The sequence below is a fragment of the Stenotrophomonas sp. FSL W7-1447 genome, assembly GCF_037966425.1.
Lineage (GTDB): Bacteria > Pseudomonadota > Gammaproteobacteria > Xanthomonadales > Xanthomonadaceae > Stenotrophomonas > Stenotrophomonas pavanii.
The window spans coordinates 1,236,908-1,255,246 of the sequence record NZ_CP150199.1 but is presented as its reverse complement, the minus strand read 5'-3'; the positions used below and the strand labels follow the sequence as shown (position 1 = coordinate 1,255,246).

Sequence of the window (18,339 nt, the reverse complement as noted above, 5' to 3'; positions counted from 1 at the left end):
GCTACATTCCCGCCGCCGCTTCGAACATGCGCTTGGCAAGTTCGACCGCGATCGACAGCATCCAGCCGCCCATGGCCACGCAGACCACGCCGACGACGATGATCTTGGGGACGAAGGTGAGGGTCATTTCCTGCACCTGGGTGACCACCTGCACGATCGAGATCAACAAGCCGATGACCAGCGTGGACAGCAGCACGGGCGCCGACATTTTCAGTGCGGCGATAAGGGTGTCGATCAGCAGGCGCATGGCGAAATCAGAATCCATCTGAATGCTTCGCCCTGGTCAGTGGGGAACGAGTGTGCGGTGCAGGCGCCGGGAGAACTCGGCGACGGGCAGCGTTGTCACGCCTGAGCCTTCGAGCAGCTCAGACAGCAATGCCTGCGCGCCCTGGGCATCGCCCTGCGCCTCCAGCAAGAGGCTGCGCGCGTAGCGCGCGGTGATCGAGCCAGGCGCAAGCCGCAATGCCTTCTGGATCGACTGCTCCGCCTCGTCGTGCTCGCCCGCTAGCACCGCGACCAGTGCCAGCCCACCGTGGGTATCGCCGAAATTGCGGTCGATCGCATAGGCTTGCTGGTAGCTGCCCCGCGCGGCCTCGCGCTGGCCCTGCAGCAACTGGGTCCAGGCCAATGCGTGCCACGTACCGATATGCCCCGGCATGGCCTGCACAGCATGCTCCAGGATGCTACGGGCACGCGGCAGGTCGTTGGCCATCATCGCGCACTGGCCTTGACCGGACAGGGCACGCCCGGAGTTTGGGTGGCGCTGCAGTGCGCGCTCATACATCCGCTCGGCAGCAGCCGCATCGCGGCGCCACAGCGCAAGCGTGGCCGCCACCAGCAGCGACTCATGCTGGTCCGGATCGCGGCGAAGGCCTGCATCGGCAGCCACTGCGGCCTGCTCCAGATGGTTGCCATCGAACAGTGCCAGTGCCCGCACCCCCAACGCCTGCGCGTCCTCGGGATCAAGGATCAAGGCGCCGTCAGCGTGAGCCAATGCCTGGTCATGGTCGGCCTGCATCAAGGCGATCCGGGCCGCAAGAATCAGCAACGATGCCGACGCGCCATGCGTGGTGATCGCCTGCGACACGGTCGCCTGGGCGCGCTCAGGTTGGCGCAGGCACAGCTGGCAGAAGGCGAGATCGTGGGCGATACCCGGCGCATCCGTCCCGGCTTCGATCAGGCCCTGCAACTGCTGCGCAGCCTGTGCGTAACGGCCACTGGCCAGTGCGCAGCGTGCCTGCCGGAAAGCTACCGCGGGGTGCCCGAGCGTGCTGGCGGGCAGCTCTGAAAGCACGCGATCAGCTTCGCCGACCGCGCCTTCGGCCAGCAGCAGATCCAGCAGTTCACACGCAAGTTCCGAGTTACCTGAATCCGCTGCGAGATACCCTCGCAGGCGCGCCACACGCACACCGTTGCCTTCCATGAGTGGCACGATTCCTGACGTGACTGATTGCATCTCCAGCGCACGAACGTACGCCAGCCCCTATGCTCGATATTCCCTTCTGCACCCCGGTCGTTTCCCCCGAGCCGTGAGCGCTGGGTGAAACTACAGCTCTGCAATCGCGGGTGTCAATAGGGCGTCAAGGGATTGTTGAAATCCTGAGATCAGGTCACAGAACGGATGAGCGCCTGGAACGCTTCGCGGTGTTCCTCGTTCGCCTCAAGGCTGTCCACCAGGGTGTCCAGCATCGGCTGCCATTGGCTGTACTCACGCAGCTCCGAACCCAGTTCGGCGAGCAGGACCGCACGTATCACCCGGCGGCGTGCGGCGCGCATCGCCACCGGGTCCTGGGTATCCACGCCGCGCACCAGGCCGGCCACTTCGGCACGCAGCGAGCGGGGCGACGACGGCGGCGGAGCCGAAGCAGGGGCACCGGCGTTCCCCGCACGCGCCCGCTCGCCGCGCCGGCTGAGCTCGGCGCGCATCACGGCGATCAACGGCGTTGGTAGGGAGGTCCGATCAATCGGCATGCAGCACCCGCGGCCAGCAGCTAGTTGGTGCGACCATACCCGGTCAGGAAGATCGGTGCAGGCGTGTCGATGCGCGTTGCCACCTCGGTCAACGACGCAGGCGCCGAACCCGCCAGCTGGTCACGCAGACGGCGCATGTCGATGGCCAGCGCCGGCAGTGCCTGTGGCTGGGCCAGGCCCTCATCCAGTTCACGCAGGGCGTCGTCCATGCGCTGGTCAGCCGCGGCATCGAGGGCCCGGGCATACGCCCCCAGCGCGTCGAACTGGGCCAGCACCGGCGCCAGCATCTGTCGCGCCTCTTCGGCCCTGCCCTGCCCCATCAGCAACTGCGCGTACTGGAAGCGCGCGATGGCCAGGTTAGGGGCGGCCGCGACCACCTTGCGGAAACCCACCTCGGCCCGGTCCACCAGGCCCAGCTGGGCGTGCTGGGCCGCCAGCAGGTAGGTCGCGTGGACGTGCTCCGGTTCGCGCTCAAGCGCGGTCTTGAGCAGCACCAGCGCGTCGGCCAGGCAGTTGCCCGCGATCGCATCGATCGACAGGCGGAGTAGCTCTTCCATGTCCAGCCTCGTGTATTCCATCGCGTACCCCCTGAACGTGATCATGGCTCACGGACATGCGCATCGCCCGTGAGTCGTCAATACACCTTTGACCTGCGGCTCGCCCCTGGAATCAGCCGACTAAGACTGCACCTTTGCGAAGACGCGCTCTACCAACGGCAACACAACATTCTCAATAAAGGCGCGCGCATCTCCCTCTGTCTCAAACTCTTCGACATGAAAGTCCTCATTCCAGAGAGCCAATTTCCAGGAAAATTCGGGATCATGAAGGCTCTCGTAAAGTTCCCGCCTCACCCCTTCCCTGTATACCGGAATCTGCTCGAGGCGCTCCTGGAACAGCTCAACCATCCCTGGCCAATCACCGGTCTCAATGGAATAGAAGGACACGACTGCAGAAACAGCAATGTTATACGACCTCACACATTGCCTCCGGGTACAGAGTAATCAACGCACCTGCTACGCCATCCGGGAGCTTCTCCACTCGCCCCTACGTCAATTGCATCCACATGAACACGAATGATGCGGACGTTGACTGGCGCGACGCGGGTACGTTCAAGCCGGGCATCGTCCAGTGCTCTTGGCACTTCATACATTAAAACAAACAGGTCACCGATGCGCACTGGAGCGTCGGCGGCGGCAAATCCAACATGAACCCGCGCCCGGGGAGGCTTTGGCAATCGAAGCAACGACGAATCGCACGAACGAAAACCCTTCCGCTCTAAATCCCGCCAACCCTGCCATTACTTCCAAACAACAATGACGACGAGAAACCAAGAATCTCTACCTGGAAACCGCCACAACCCCCAGGTCATCAACATCCCGGTACAGCTGAGCGCGAACATACAAGCCCGCAATCATATCGGACTCCTCCGAGTCGCCATGACGACTAGAAACCAGTTCTTCCGAGGGAAGCATACCAAACCTCAACGCATCACGCCTCAGGGACTCATAATTGTCTGCCAGCAATTTCCCCGACAAAAGCCCCCCAACCCCACCTTTGAATGTAACAAGAAAGTTTCCATCAATGTGGCGACGGACCTTGAAATCGGGGTCTTGGAGCGTAACAGCCCTCAGTCGATCGTTTGCCTCAGCGACACTCAACTCCGCTCCCATCCAAACCACGCAACTGCCATGGGAGTACAGGGTAAATGCGCTGCCGGCCAGATACTTACGCATGTGCTCGACGATCCACTCAGCCGTCGACACAATGTCGGGCCGCCATGACGGACGCGCAATAGCTCTACTCACAAAGACACCCCATTAGTCATGACAAGCCTCTGACCAGATCGCAAATCGAGGTAAAGCCGACTCGCACTTAATGCAACCCAGGCGCCCTGCATCAGAAAATCGACCAAGCACCTTCTTCGAGACACTATCTTCAACCCCAAAGTAGAGATCGGCAAAGAGTGGGTTAGCAATTAGCTGCTTTGTACCGCAGAAACTACAACCAATCTTCTCGATCTTCACCCTTGTCCAACCATCCGACATTGCCATCAGGGTCACAGAGTTCACAAATTTCGGCCCGACTTTGCAGAGTGCGAATGCAAACAGATTGCCATGTTCCTTCGTGAATCGAAAAGACGCAGCACGCAAGCGCATCGTTTCCGGCCCGCCAAGGCTCCTGCCCTCCCAAGTGCCGGTCGCAACGACACTCTCCCACTCAAGGTCATTCAGAACATGCATCTGCTGACCATCGACCATCAATTCGCGCGGCACGGTGACCTCTCTACAATCCCTGAGGCAGCGGCCTGAACAGATCACTACCTATCCTAATAAGATACTCACTCTCTGTGGATGTTGCCAATGTTTGCTTCAGGAGCTGGGATGCAGGAACCAGGGCAGAGTAGACCCTGCCGCTGCCCGCGTAATGCTGAGCAACACTTAGGTCAGTCGTAACCGACATGAATGTCCGATCCATCCCAAATTCTCGAGGGAACTCCGTGCCTCTCAGTGAATGCTCCTCAATAAACCGAGCCTCTGACCCCCAAATGTCTATCCACTTCTGATGGGTAAGACGCGTTGACTCGTAGGCAACATCCATTGAACCGGTCTCCAAGTATTCTCTTCGAGCCGCATCGCTGAGGAGGTGCCCAGTCTCGTCATTGATCCAGATTTCATTGTAGTTATCCGTACCTCTGTACACTCGGATCGCGAGCGCCTCACTTCCCGAGAATTCTCCAATAGATGACACTGTGTCATTCAAGACAACATCGGCATTCCGGAGGCCACCCAGCAATTCGGCCCCAGCAACATCACCAGATCGCACCGCACTTCGTGTTGCCAGCTCAGCCACGTCTGCAGCCGCACGCCCGCCATAAGATGCTTTGCTCAGGGTGCTGAAGCCCATGGTGGCAGCAGTTTCGAAGCCAAATGCCATTACACCTTCTGCTTTCTGGCTAACAGGAGAATGCCACCAATCACCGAGCTCCTTGCCCAGGCCTCTCGCTACCGCCCCAGGATTCTGGGCAACAATCCCGATCGTCCTTTCGATCGTCCTGCCGTACTCCGCGTCGGTCATGACACCAAACAACTTGTTGCTGGTCTGCAGCAGACTGTAGCCTGCGGTAGATGCGGCCCTCATCGGCATTGCGCCCTTCCAGTACTGCAAGGATTCGGCCTTATCTCTCTCCAAGGAGGCCGTACGGATCTCGGTCCACGAAACGACAGCCGGCATGACCCTCCGACCTCCATCGTTGGTCCAGACCCAGTCAGTCACTGCGGGGGGGGTGCTCAAAAGCTCGACGGATACAGCCGGCGCACTGCTGGCGCGGAACGCCATTACCTCATTGGTGCTCCAACGCTGGTTTCCGTTCCGGCCCAGTACGTACGGATCAACGTTCCTGGTCCGGTACTTTTCAGTCGATACCCACCGCGACCTCTCATCTGCACTCAATCCGTCGCCAGATCCAGCCATCTGAGTTTCACCCAGAAGGATCGTATTCTCCGGACTGTAGAATGAACCGATCGCGCGAACAGGCAGGCGCTCCGAGGCGAGGCCTCGACGAAGGTTCGACATGTCTTCTTCATGCCACCGGTTCATCAATGTTGGATCGTATGTTGCATTGCCGGATGCGTTAGGCACTGCTTGTTTGTTCCGCATGGCTGCCACGCTGAAGGCACTGGCCATCGAGGAGCCAAGCGCATTCCCAAACGCATCAGCCGCAATCGCACCATAGTTGATGTCATCAGCCACGCCAAAGGTCCGGCGTGCGTGCAGGCTCACCACACCACCCACCATGCCGCCGATGGTGTCATTGACGATGCCATTGCCCACGTACGGCGAGACCGAGGTGCCAAGCTTCTGGTTGATCTTTCCGCCCACCACCGAACTCACCGCATTCGCTGCGATGGCGCGCCAGCTGAAGTGGGTGTCTGCAACGCCGGCGATCTTGCCCGCTGCATAGCCGGCAGCTGCATTTGCTGCGCCTATCGCGGCAACCCGGCCGTAGCTTCCGGCCTGGATCAGCTCACTCACCTGCGCACCACCACCGATGGCACCGGCGATACCGGCGCCGGCCGCAGCGCCCAGGCCGCTGCCCACCGCACTTCTCAGGCTGAAGCTGTCGACCACGCCCATCGCCTTGCCGACCGCCTGGCTGGCAATACTGCCCGCCATTCCTCCGACGAAGGCCGCGCCGGCGACCGCAGCGGTCGCGGCAAAGCCGGTTGCCGCGGCCATGGCCGTTCCGGTCAATACCGCGGTACCCGCTGCGAAGGCGCCGGTACCCGCCGCAACCGCGCCGAATGCCAACGCGGCGGCACCCGCGGTGAACACGGTTGCGACGACGGCCACAATGACCATCAGCACCATGGCGATGCCGTTGCAATGCTCCTTCGGCGGCGGTTCGATGTAGGGCAGCGACGGCGATGTATTGCCGATCGCTTCCTGCGGGTTGAACGGCTTGAACGTGCTCGCGTCGTTGGCGGTGACCTTCACTTCCGGCACCACCAGGGTGGTGCCGGCGGTCAGGCCACTGTCATCGGCGATGGCGTTGGCCTCTGCCAACACGTACCAGAGATTGGCATTGCCGTAGACGCGCTGCGCGATACCCCGCAGGGTCTCGCCCGCCTGCACCGTGGTCCGCGAACTGCCGGCAGCGTTGTTGCTTTGGTAAGCCGTCAGCCGGCCAACCACATCGACCTCGCCGTTGCGTTTGCCCGAGGCCACAAGTTGGCCACCAACATAGGCGTACAGCTGGGTCTGGGTCTTCTGCGCGGCGCTCTGGGTGAACACACCGCCGGCCAACGACCCCTCGCGGCGACGCAGGATGCTGCCGGTACCGTCATAGCTGAAATAGCGGATACGGTCGTCCAGCTTGCCCAGGTCGCTGCTCAGCGGCGTCTGTTCGCGTACTGCGACACGACGCCCCCAGGCATCGTAGCTGCTGTAGCTGGTGGAGGCGCGGAAGTTCTGGTTGCTGCTCTGTCCGTAGATGCGCGACTCCAGGTAGCTGTCACGCGCCTCGTAGGAATAGGTGTAACGGTGGGTATAGCCCTTGGGATCGCCTGGCAGCGCACCACTGCTCTCTTCATGCAGGGAGTACTGGTACGTATAACCACGCAGGCGCCCCGCGGCGTCATAGCCATAGGCGGAATAATCGATCCACGCCAGGTTCTGCAGTACACCCAGCTGGGTTACCTGTGCGGCGCCGCCATCGTTCTGGGCAGTCGCGGTCCAGCCCAGCTCCCGCCCCTGGATGCTCTGCCGCAGAATGCGGCCGTCGGCATCGTAGCTGAAGGTCTCGGCATGCTTGAGCCAACCACCGATGTCGATGCCATTGCGGGTGCTGCCGGCATCGAAGTAGGTACGCTGTTCGATCACCCGGCCCATCGCGTCGTAGCTGTAGCTGTCCTTCAGCGATACCGGTGCGGTGCTGTCCAGGCCAACGGCCTGGAACACCTTCAGGCGCTGGCCGCGGTCATCGTACTGGGTGGTTTCGGAAACCTCGGTAAGCCCGGACAGGTAACGGCGGCGTACGGCACGGCCGGCCTCGTCGTAGTCCAGCGCATAGCTGACGTCGGCGTTGCCCAGCACGATCTGGTTGTTGACCAGGCGGCCATTGGCCACCTTGACCCGATTCTGCGCGTCGTAGTCGTACCAGTAGACCTTGAAAGGCTCGGCCATGTTGTACGGATCGCTGGGATCGGGATCGACATAGTTCCCGGTCGAATCGAGTTCGCCATCGCGCTCGTAGTTCCAGCTGAAGTCGTCCACCCAAAGCGGATCCGTTCCTCCATTGCGCCCGGCGACAGCACCGATGCTCATGCTCACCGCGCCCGGCGGCACCTTCGTGCTGAGCACCGACTCATGCCATTCGCCGCCTGACCCGCTGTCAACGCGATTTCCCTCGACATCCGCGATGATGCTGCCATTGGCATCAAAGAAGCGCAGGAACACCGCGCCCCACGCCTCCCCCGCACTGGACGCACCCTGCTGCACATTGACGCGAGCGCTGACCTGGCTGCCAGGGCGCACATCCAGGCGGCCGTGGCTGACCATGCGCCCTTCGCCGGTCCGGTTGAACTGTGCCGATCCGCCGTACTCGCTGCTCCATGACCAGCCTGTTGGCGACCAGTAATCCCCGAAATTCCAGGAATAGTTGTTGTCAAGGCCACCGTTGTACGGCATGGCCCCCCAGCTGAAGTTGTCGACGAACAGCTCGTCATTGTCGCCGTCGCGGAAGGCACGTGCGCCGATGGACATGAACACTGCCTCCCAGGGCGCGTCAGCGATCACACGTGATTCGTAGATGGCGCCACCGGAGGCCGAATCGACCATGTTGCCCTCGGAGGTCGAGATCAGCGCACCGGAGGCGTCGTACCACTCGATGATGACCGCCGCACCTGCCTTGCCCGCACTCGATGCACCTTGATCGACCCGGACCGCCGCGGTGATTCTCTCGCCAGGAGTTACCTGCACGCGCTGGATGTTCATCAGCTTCGACGTGCCGTCCATGTGGAACTGGGCGCGCTGCGTGCTGCCATTCTCTCCGCCTGGCACGATGGTCCAGCCATCCCCCCGCTTCCAGCCAAAGTCACCATCTTCGAAATCGGGATTGGTGATGCCGTTGATATCGATGCCCGGCGAGTCCGCATCGTACGCAGAGCGGGCCAGCACGCGACGGCGGTTGCCCACCGCGTCATAGTCGTAGTTGAGCTCGAGCAGGCGGCGACCCGCGCTCACGTCCTGCTGGATGACCTTGGTGATCCGGCCATGTGCATCGTAGGTGACCTTGGTCAGCACGTGCAGCAGCTGACCGTCTGCATCGTAGGTATACGCCTCCTCGGAGGTGCGGTTTCCGGCTGCATCGTACTGGTAGCGGAACCAGTTGTTACCCTCGCGCAGTTCCTTGAGCGCGCCGGACTTGTAGTAGCTGTAGCTGCGCGCGGGGTCGTTCAGCAGAACCGGATCAGGCAGGTCCAGGCCGACCAGCTCCGAATCCAGGCCGTACTGCCGCCAGTCCCGGTCGTACCAGTAATCGGTGGCCGGCGTCGAGTACTGGCGACCCTGCTCGGTCCACTTGCTGTTCTCGCCGAGCAGCTGACCGGTCACGGCATCGTAGCTGTAGTTGTAGTCGGCGCCACTGAGGTCGTTGTGGTCGATCAATCGACCAAAGTAGTCATATTTCCAGGTGTTCTCGTCCAGATACAGGACATCGCCCTCGGCATCGGTCACGGTACGACGGCCGTCTGCCTGCCGCGCCTCGACGGTCAATCCAAGCGCGGAACTGCGGCCATTGGCCCCGGTGGCTACGATCTGCACCTGCCACGTCCCACGCGTTGCCGGTGTTCCCGACAGGGTTGCGGTGGCAGCGTCGAAGCTGAATCCGGAATCATCCTCGGCCGATCCCAGGGTCACCCACTGGTACTCACGCACGTGCTGGCGTGTTTCGTAGTCGAAGGTTTCGACCAGCGCGTAGACCTGCGCCGAATAGGAGATACCCTGCCCCGCCGCGGCAGTGAACGTACCGGGTGGAACCTGGTAGCTGAAGGCCTGGTTCACCCCGACCGAGCGATTGAACAGTCCCGTATTGGCCTTCGGCGCTCCTGCGTAGTAGCTGTCATACGCCGCCTGGGTGACCGAGTACAGGCTGGCGGTGATGCTGGCGGATTTTCCGTTGCTGCTGGTAGCGGTGTAGGTAATGCGATACGGCCCGGTCTGTGCCGGCGTGCCGCTCAGTACGCGGGTCTGCGGGTCATAGCTGAAGCCCGGGGCGTCCCGGTACACGTTCAAGGTGGCATCCCAGTACTCCACCCGCACCGACAGGCTGGGAATTTCGCCACCCACGATGCTGAAGGCGCCGGCGCCGAGGGTGTGGCTGAAGGCCTGGCCCACCACACCATACTGGCTCTCGACCAGGCCACCATTGAAGACCGGCTGGCCATCCGCCGCGAGGCTGGGATCGGACAGTGCATTGGTCTCGCGAATCTTGTTGCCCTGCGCGTCATAGGCATAGGACATGCCAACTCCGGCCGCAGTGTGGCTGCGTATGACCAGCCCACGACTGTCATAGTCGTAGGTGCTGGCGTAGCCGAGCGCGTCATTGACCCGGATACGGTTGCCATTCTGGTTGAGGGTGTAGCGCTCGCGGGTGGCACGCTGCCGGGTCGCCCCATCGGCTTCGCGAAGGAAGTCACCCTGCGCAACCACGCGTCCGCCCCGGTCATACTCCAGGAAGGTCACGTAACCCAGTGGATCCTGGGTGTAGCGCTTCTGGCCGAACGCGTCGTAGGCGATGAACGTGCGGTTGCCGGTGGCGGTCTCGGTGTAGATCTGCCGGCCGGCTCCGTCGTAGCCGGTGCGCTGCCAGTTGCCATTGGCGTCGCGCACCCCGGTGTTGCGCCCCATCACGTCGTATTCCCACAGCGTTTCCGGGCGAACCGACCGCGCCGTGCCATTGGCATCCAGAACCCGGACTTCGGGCTTGATCTCGCGCACCAGCTGATTGCGCTGGTTGTACTCGTAGGTGGTGGTGCCGCCTCGCGGGTCTGTCATCGACAGGACATTGCCCCAGCGGTCATAGGTCCGGATGATCCTTGCCTGATCAAACGGATCGTCGTTACTGGTTGGCAGGTGCTGCTCCAGAACGTTGCCCCGGGTGTCCAGCTCCATCCGGGTTTCGACATTGATCAAGTTGCCGGCGGAGTCACGAACCGAATGCCATTCGGCAATCACATGCCCGGACAGGTCATAGGCGAAGTTGCGCCAGACACCACCTTCGGCATTGGTGGAACTCACCCGCCCGTTCTGGTCGTAGACGTAGCGCACCGCGAAGCTGTCGGTGACCAGCGACGCATCGAGCCGGCTGTCCTTGGCGATGATCTCCCCGAATGCGTTGTAGCGGACCTGGGAGGTGCTATCTACCTCGGTACGCAAGGCCGCGGAGCTGCCGGTCTGGTACAGCTCGCGGGACACCACGCTGGTCAGTTGGCGCCCCACCTTGTCGTAGGTGGCCTGGTTGACCACCAGGGACCATCGCCCTGCGTTGCCGTCAAGACGCGACCGCGTGGCAAGCAACCGGTCGGCAGCATCGTAGGTGCGGGCAGTGACGGAACCCAGCGCATCGCGCTCGAGTACGCCACGGCCCTGCCAGTCGTAGACAGTGCTCTGTACCTGGTCCTGCGAAGACGCCGACGGCGCCTGGCCCGGCTCGGCCCCTTCGGCATAGCGCCGCACCTGCACGACGTTCCCGAAAGCGTCGTAGGCCATGCTGCTGTAGGGCGATGCACGCCGATACAGTGACCCCGAACCCAGGCCAACCCCGGTCGAGGCCAGCTGGATGTCCGCGTTGCCATTGACCACATCGCGCTCGCTCTCGCGAATCGCCGTGACCCTGCCGAGAGCATCGTAGAAGGTCTTGCTGGCCTGGCCATCGACGGTGGTCTGGATCACGCGTCCAGATGCATCATAGGCCGTCAGTGACTCGACGAAGTTCCCATCGTAGGGATTGCCGCGACTGACGCGCTCGGAGATCTTCCGTCCCAGGGCATCGTACTGCCACTCGGTGACACGATCGAAGCCCAGCTCTGCCGTGCCACCATCAAGCGACACTTCTGGGAAAGGAATCCCGTCATTCCAGATTGATCTCATCAACGTCGGTTGCACCGGCTCCCACACCGGGCGCGCCACCTGCCATTCCTGCATCACTTCACCATTGGCGTTGTAAGTCCAGGCAGTGAAGAAGCCCAGATCATCAACACTGGCGATTCGACGCCCGGCGATGTCGTACCGATAGTTGACCTCACTCCACTTGACGTACTCCGAGCCGGCGGGAACCCACTCGTTCGCGCTGACCATCCGGCCCTCGCTGATCATGTTGCCAAGCAGGTCGTACTCCGCCTTGGTCCCGCCACCCAGCTCTTCATGCGGTTCAGCATCCCACTCGTTCTTCACGAATCGGGTTTCGTAGGTTCTCAGCAGCCTGCCGGCTACGTCGTACTCTTTGCGCTGGATACGGTCCTGGAATGTGGCAGGCACTAACAGTGCAGCAACGTCGGAGCCCTTTGCCACTTGGCCCGAAGGCAGCGCGATGGGATTGGCGTAGCGCTGAAACCGGGTCTGCTTGCCAAATGCATCGTATCCGTACGCGCTGACGTAGCCCTCCGCATCGACCTCGAACTGAAGCCTGCCGGCCGCGTCGTAGGTGTTGTAGCTGTAGTAGCCCAGCACGTCCTTCTGCATCACGGCCTGACCAAGCGCGTTGTAGGTCACTTCGACCGTTGGGCGCTCGCCGGTGGCAACCAGTTGCCCATCGACGTTCATGCGCCCCGCGTCTGGGAAGCGCGTGCGGATCTGCAGTCCGCGGCTGTCGTACTCGTACTCGGTCGCCCGCGCCGTCGGCGTGCCCGCGTCCTCGATACGGCGGGTCACGTTGCCCAACGCATCGTACTCGGTCAGCGTCGAGATCGAGCGGGCCACCGTGGACAGGGTGCCGTCGGCGGCGGCGATCGAGACGATGACCACCGGGCTGGTCTCCAGTGTCCTGCGACCGGCAGCATCGTACTGATAGGTCCAGACCGCCTGGTTCTTGTCGGTATAGGCAAGCAGCTGCCCCGCACCGTCATACTGGTAGCGCTCCACCGCCGTCAACGGATCGGTCCTGGAGATAACGCGGCCAGCGGCATCGTATTCCTGGCGGCTGATCCGCACGGAGCCGATTCCGGCTACCGCCGCGGCCAGTTCCGCCTCGCCCCAACGACGGGGCTCGACCGCCTCGCCATAGTGCCGCGTTTCGATGCGCTGACCCATAGCGTCATAGCGATACTCGGTCACCGCCCCGTCCGGTCCAACGGAGAAGCGCTCACGCCCTGCCTGATCGTAGACGTGCTGGTTGGTCCGCTCCGGAGCCGTCTGCAGGCCCTGCGGTTCGCCGTACTCACCAAACAGCGCGGCAATGACAGCAGCCTCGCTGTCGTAGGCACCCGTCTCCCGGGTCGGATCCAATGCATATGTGTAGGTAACGTCGGATACGATGTTGCCAGAGCCATCGTAGATATTGCGCTGGACCAGGATGGAGTTCACCTCATCCCCGTACCCCCACCGTGTTGCGTCATGCACTCGGGTAAGCGTGAACGAAAGCCTGCCAGCACCATCGTAGATAAAGCTCACGCCACGCATGAGCTCCCAGTATGTCTCGCTCAGGTCTGACGTGATGTCGTCCGCGCTCACCGTCCCGGCAGCAATGGCCGCATGCGTGATCGTCGGGAGGAAGTCGGCGTATTCGTACCGATTGACCACCCTGCCGGCAAGGTCGTAGTTCGTCTCGACCACGGCGCGGTCACTGTTCAGATGGAAGCGCACGCGTCCTGCGGCGTCATGTACATAGGAGTCGACACGGTCGGCATCGCTGACCACAAGCTCTGCGAGCACGACGTCCTGCTGGCCCTGCCCCGCGGCCAGAAGACCGCGCCGGCCCGCATCCAGCGGATAGGCGGTCGCATACCGACGCGTCTGCACGACATTGCCAGCCCGATCAAACAATTGCTGGGTCACCGCACCTGCGGCATCAATGCTGAGCGTCTGCCGTCCATCGCGGTCATACAGCAGATAGGTCTGCAGGTCCTTGCCGTCGTCGGCTTGCAGGCGCTGCTGCACCTCGACGAGGGTGGCCTGCTCCGGCAACCCTGCCAGGTTGATCTGGCCGGCATACTGCCGCACGGATACACGCTGGCCAGCCGGATCGTAACGCTGCTCGGTCACGCCGCCTTGCGGGTTGACGGTGAAGCGAAGGCGATTGGAGTCGTCGTACACGTAGCGGGTGATGCGGTTTTCGGGGTCCTGGCTGGCCACCAGGTTGTCGTTGGCGTCGTAGCTGAAGCGGGTCAGCAGATTGAGCGCACCCGCCGCCACGACCTGGGCCGTACGACGCCCCAATCCGTCGTAGCTGTATGTGGTGCTCCGCGCATCAGCGGTGCCTGCGCCCTCCGTTACCGAAAGCCGTCGACCCAGCGCATCCCAGCTGAAGGTCGTGCGCAACGACAGTCCATCGGGATCCACGATGGACGCAAGCAGGCGCCCCTCGCGGTCGTATTCCATGACCGTACGGCGTCCACTGGCGTCAGTGATGCTGAGCTGCCGTCCCTGTCCGTCGTAGGTGTAGCGGGTGACCACCGCATCCTGCAGGGCGTACTGCAGTTCCTGGCGACGCTCCAGGATCCGGCCCCTTGCGTCGTACTGGAAGGTTACTTCGCGTCCTGTACCGTCCGACTGCCCGGCTAGCTTGCCACGGATGTCATAGCGGTAAGTGGTCTGTGAGACCGCGTAGCCTGCGCCAATGGACTCCTCGACAAGGCGCCCGTCGGCGTCATAGGCGAAGACCTGTGATGAGCCATCGCCACGCAGGATCTCTACGGTCTGCCCGTGCAGGTTGTACCGCGTGATCACCTGCACGCCCTCCGGCGTGATCATCGTCAGCGTCCTGTCGGCGTCATCGTGCAGGAACTGCGTGGTACGTCCGATGGCATCGGTCTGGCTGAGTGTACGACCGTAGGCGTCGTAGGTCGTCTGCATGCTCTCCAGCTGACCGCCGACCATCCGGGTGACGGCGACCTGCCGCCCCAGCCGGTCATACTCGTAGCCGGTGGTGTTGCCACGGCCGTCGCTGCTTCGGATGATGCGACCGAAGGCATCGAACGCGCTTGAGGTTGCACGCTGTAGCCCATCGGCGTCTTCCAGCAATTCGGTGCGCTGGCCTAGCCTGTCGTAGCTGCTGCGCGTGACCCGCCACTGGCTGCCGTCAATCTGGTCCCGTTGCTCGACCAGGTCACCAAAGGCGTTGTGCGTGTACAGCGTCCTGTATCCCTCCGCACGGGTCAGTTCTGCAAGAAGCCCCCGGCGGTCATAGCGATACTGTTGCCTGCTGTCGATGGCGGCAACGTACTGCAGCACCCTTACCGCTGCCGAGGCCTGCTCCCAACCGAATGGCACGTCGATCTGGAGGCGCCCGGTATAGCGGATTGTCTCCCGGGCCTGGCCGAAGGCGTCGTACCGGGTTTCCTCGACTTCACCTTCCGCATTGAGCCGCCCGCTGGCATCCTGCGTGCCGTACACGGTGTGGGTGACCCGACCAGCAGCATCATGGAAGTACCAGGTCTGATATCCCGCCGCATCGGTGCTCTGGATCCGCCGGCCCAGCAGGTCATAGCTGTGCCGTACTCCATACTGCGCGTACAGCGCGTCCAGCTCGGAGGCGCTCATCGACGAGGTGTACAGCGCCGAACCTTCCGCGTTCAGTTCACCGATCAGGTTGCCGAACGCATCGTAGCGGCGCAGGCTCTGCCGCTGCTCATCGGTCCCGGCGGCCGAGGTGGTACCCAGCAACCGGCCCTGTGCGTCGTAGCTGAAACGGGTCACCCTGCCTTCCGGGGTGACCTCCACCACCAGTCGCCCAGCCGCGTCGTAGCTGCGCTGGGTGGTCCGCGCGGCGCCGGCCTGCGCCAACGTGCGCAAGCCATTGAACCCCAGGGCCGGGTCGGCCGCATCAAGGCGCAGGGCGTAGACCTTCACCGCGCGCTGGTTGCGCGCTTCGTCGTAGACATACTCGGTTAGGTAGCCCTCCGCATCGAGCTGGCCAACCAGATTGCCGCGCCCATCGTGGAAGTACCGGGTGACCGCATCAGCCGCAGCCGGTCCCGGTCGCATCGCGTCCAGATCGCCAGCGCCACGCAGTGCCACCGGAACCATCGTGGCATAGGCGGAGGTTCGAACCAGGCGGCCACCCGCGTCACGCTGGAACTCGGTCAGGTAGCCATTGGCGTCGAGCCTGGCGCGTTCACGGCCCGTCGCGTCGTAGAAATAGCGCTGCACCCGCGCCGTTTCGGCAGTGCCAGCGGCATCGGTTGCTGTGGTCCGCAGCAGGCGTCCAGCGCCGTCGTACAGGTAAGTGACGATGCCGCCTTCGGCATCGGTCTCGCTGAGCTTGTGCCCGAGCGCGTCGTACGTGACATACGTGCGGCGATCATCACTGCCTGTGGGCGGCCGTACATTGGCCAGTTCACCCGGGACCACGGCACCGCCGGCCAACCAGTTGCCGGTATCCACGCGGGTGGCGTAGGCGATGGTACTGATGGCGCGCCCCAGCGGGTCGCGCACGTACTCCACGACCGCACCGGTCGCGTCGACCTGGCCTACCAGCAGTCCTTCGGCATCGTAGAAGAAATAGGTCCGTCCGCCGTTGGCGTCCTGGACTGCACGCAGCTGACCCAGTGCATCGTAGATGTTCTGCGTGCTGCGCACGCCGCCGTTCCCGGCCACTGCCGAATCGGTCACCAACAGCAGGCGTCCGGCCGCATCACGCACTTCGGTGCGCAGCAGATCGCCGGCATCGCCGCCGCCTTGCAGCACCGTGCGCACGGTGCTTCCGGAGTCCTGGTAGATCCAGGTACTGGTGCGCAGGATCAGTACATCCGATGCCCCGTCCAGTGCGTGCTGCTGGACGATCTCGCTTAACAGCCGGCCCATGCCATCGTAGGTGTAGCTTGCCACCTCACGCTGGCTGGCAACGCCGCCATTCCTGCCACCGGCATAGCGGGTCACCGCCTTCTCACGCAGCAGGCCCTGCGCGTCGTGCACGTAGTCGATGATCTCGAGGCCATCGTCCTGCACGCCATTGCCGGCGCCATCCACCTGTGCATACGCGCGGGTCTGGCTCAAGCGACCCCGGAGGTCATAGGCGTATTCGGTGAGACCACTCTGCGCGAGCTGCCCGGCCGCCCAGGTCTCCAGATCCGTGGTGGTGAACGTACCGCTGAAGGTAGCGCCGAGGTAGCGACGCGTGGACGCCAGCTGCCCGATCCCATTGCCTGCACCGGCATAGCGGGACTCGCTTACCTCGCCAGCGGGGTTGATGGTGAAGCGCAGGCGATTCTGCGCATCATACAGATAGTGGATGGTGGCACCGCCGCTGGGAGCCGCGGCACTGCCTGCGCCATCCGCATCCAGCCCGGCAAACACGGTTTCCGATGCCAGCTGATTGCCTGCCGTGTAGGTTCGGTGGATCGCCGAGGCGGCGGATGCACCGCCCTCGACCCGGTTCCACTGCCAGGTGAGGTTGCCCTGCGCGTCGTACTCGAAGTCGGCCTGGGCCAGTACCTGTCCCGCACGACGGGTCACGCTCTGCACCAGGTTACCATCGGCGTCGTAGGCGTACTGGCTGACGTCGCGCAGGCCGTCGCTGGCCGGCCCCTGCACTTCGATCAGCTGGCCGGCCGCGTCGTAGCCGTAGGTCCAGGTCCGGCCGCCGGCATCGCTGATGTCGGTGCGGCGGTTGTTGGTGTCATAGCTGTAGAACAGGGTCTGCCCCACGCCGTCGCTGTCGTCGGCGTTGGCATCGCCACTGGTTACCGAGCGAATCCGGCCGGCAGTATCGTAGGTATAGCTGACCAGCAAGCCATCACTCCGGCGCACCTGGCTGATCTGCAGGCTGGTCGCATCGACATAGCTGTAGGTGGTACGGAACAGGTAGCCATCATTCGCGGCAGCGCTTCCCGCATCCCAGCTGTCGCGGTCGTTCACCCCGTCGCGCGGCGTCAGGTCCACCAGTACGGACGTGAGGCGGCCAACGCTGTCATACCCGTAGCCGACCTGGCCGAGCAGCACGCCGTTCTCGCGGGTCGATATGCCCGAGAGCCGTCCCGCGGCGTCATAGCTGAACACCATTCCGTCCGGCGTTGCGCCAGCCGCGATGTCCTTGCTGCGGATCTGCGTTATGCGCCCTGCGCCATCGTAGAGAACGTCCCAGGTGGTCGGATTGGCTGCGTCACCGCGCAGATCGCGCAGGCGTGTCAACCGCCCCTTCAAGGTCGCGTTGGCGTGGTCCGCGTAGGTTTCCTCGCGCCGCGTACTGCCTTCCACATACGTCCACGAACGTGTTGCGGAGGCGTATGTCAGCGAATCATGCGCGCCATCGCCGGAGGTGGACTGGTAGCTGCCATTCCCGGCGTAGGCAAAGTCCTGGAAGGCGCCGTCCCCTGTGTGCAGGCGCATGATGCTGCCTGCGCTGTTCACCGTTCCGGCAAGGAGCTCGACCCGGCGCTCGAAGCCGGTCAGCCATCCGTCCGCGCCCACCTGGCTGGGCAGTCCCTGGCTGTTGTAGGTACGCAGCTGCCCGATCGACATGCCGCGGAACAGGAGCTGTTCATCCTGGCCCTGCAGCACGAGATTGCCGTTGGCGATGTTCACATACTGGCGAGTGCTGCCCTGCGCGCCGAGGCGTGCGTCGCTGCCCAGCCCCAGGCCGGCCTGCAAAGAACTGTTGAACAGACCCAGACCATTCCCTGAAATCACTGCGGCCATCACTCGCCCTCGAATTGG

General features: G+C 63.1%; 8 protein-coding genes. All 8 read right to left on the bottom strand.

Annotated elements, in window-relative coordinates:
* Position 1 precedes the first annotated feature (1 nt).
* Entirely contained in the window at positions 2 to 247 is a 246-nt protein-coding gene (locus tag NSQ78_RS05815) for a flagellar biosynthetic protein FliQ (protein ID WP_223224811.1), read from the bottom strand.
* A 36-nt stretch (positions 248 to 283) separates the two neighbouring features.
* A complete protein-coding gene (locus tag NSQ78_RS05810) occupies positions 284 to 1,423 on the bottom strand; it encodes a tetratricopeptide repeat protein (RefSeq protein WP_188238288.1) in 1,140 nt (379 codons plus the stop codon).
* Between the two features lie 182 nt (positions 1,424 to 1,605).
* Positions 1,606 to 1,971: a hypothetical protein gene (locus NSQ78_RS05805; RefSeq protein WP_149901894.1), complete on the bottom strand. Its 366-nt coding sequence runs from the start codon at positions 1,969 to 1,971 to the stop codon at positions 1,606 to 1,608.
* A 20-nt stretch (positions 1,972 to 1,991) separates the two neighbouring features.
* Entirely contained in the window at positions 1,992 to 2,528 is a 537-nt protein-coding gene (locus NSQ78_RS05800) for a tetratricopeptide repeat protein (RefSeq protein ID WP_064237836.1), read from the bottom strand.
* A 120-nt stretch (positions 2,529 to 2,648) separates the two neighbouring features.
* Positions 2,649 to 2,876 carry a hypothetical protein gene (locus NSQ78_RS05795; RefSeq protein ID WP_064237835.1) on the bottom strand — a complete coding sequence of 76 codons (228 nt, stop codon included), beginning with the start codon at positions 2,874 to 2,876 and terminating at the stop codon, positions 2,649 to 2,651.
* Positions 2,877 to 3,308: 432 nt separating this feature from the next.
* Positions 3,309 to 3,704: a hypothetical protein gene (locus NSQ78_RS05790; RefSeq protein WP_149901895.1), complete on the bottom strand. Its 396-nt coding sequence runs from the start codon at positions 3,702 to 3,704 to the stop codon at positions 3,309 to 3,311.
* Between the two features lie 84 nt (positions 3,705 to 3,788).
* Positions 3,789 to 4,244, bottom strand: coding sequence for a hypothetical protein (locus tag NSQ78_RS05785; RefSeq protein ID WP_149901896.1), 456 nt, complete (start codon positions 4,242 to 4,244; stop codon positions 3,789 to 3,791).
* Between the two features lie 10 nt (positions 4,245 to 4,254).
* On the bottom strand, positions 4,255 to 18,321 hold the full coding sequence (locus NSQ78_RS05780; protein ID WP_262088873.1) for a LysM peptidoglycan-binding domain-containing protein: 14,067 nt from the start codon (positions 18,319 to 18,321) through the stop codon (positions 4,255 to 4,257).
* Between the last annotated feature and the right edge of the window lie 18 nt (positions 18,322 to 18,339).

Bases quoted from the DNA above. Each gene is read 5' to 3' on its own strand.
- NSQ78_RS05815 (WP_223224811.1), bottom strand. From the start codon at position 247: ATGCGCCTGCTGATCGACACCCTTATCGCCGCACTGAAAATGTCGGCG.
- NSQ78_RS05810 (WP_188238288.1), bottom strand. From the start codon at position 1,423: ATGGAAGGCAACGGTGTGCGTGTGGCGCGCCTGCGAGGGTATCTCGCA.
- NSQ78_RS05805 (WP_149901894.1), bottom strand. From the start codon at position 1,971: ATGCCGATTGATCGGACCTCCCTACCAACGCCGTTGATCGCCGTGATG.
- NSQ78_RS05800 (WP_064237836.1), bottom strand. From the start codon at position 2,528: ATGGAAGAGCTACTCCGCCTGTCGATCGATGCGATCGCGGGCAACTGC.
- NSQ78_RS05795 (WP_064237835.1), bottom strand. From the start codon at position 2,876: ATGGTTGAGCTGTTCCAGGAGCGCCTCGAGCAGATTCCGGTATACAGG.
- NSQ78_RS05790 (WP_149901895.1), bottom strand. From the start codon at position 3,704: ATGCGTAAGTATCTGGCCGGCAGCGCATTTACCCTGTACTCCCATGGC.
- NSQ78_RS05780 (WP_262088873.1), bottom strand. From the start codon at position 18,321: ATGGCCGCAGTGATTTCAGGGAATGGTCTGGGTCTGTTCAACAGTTCT.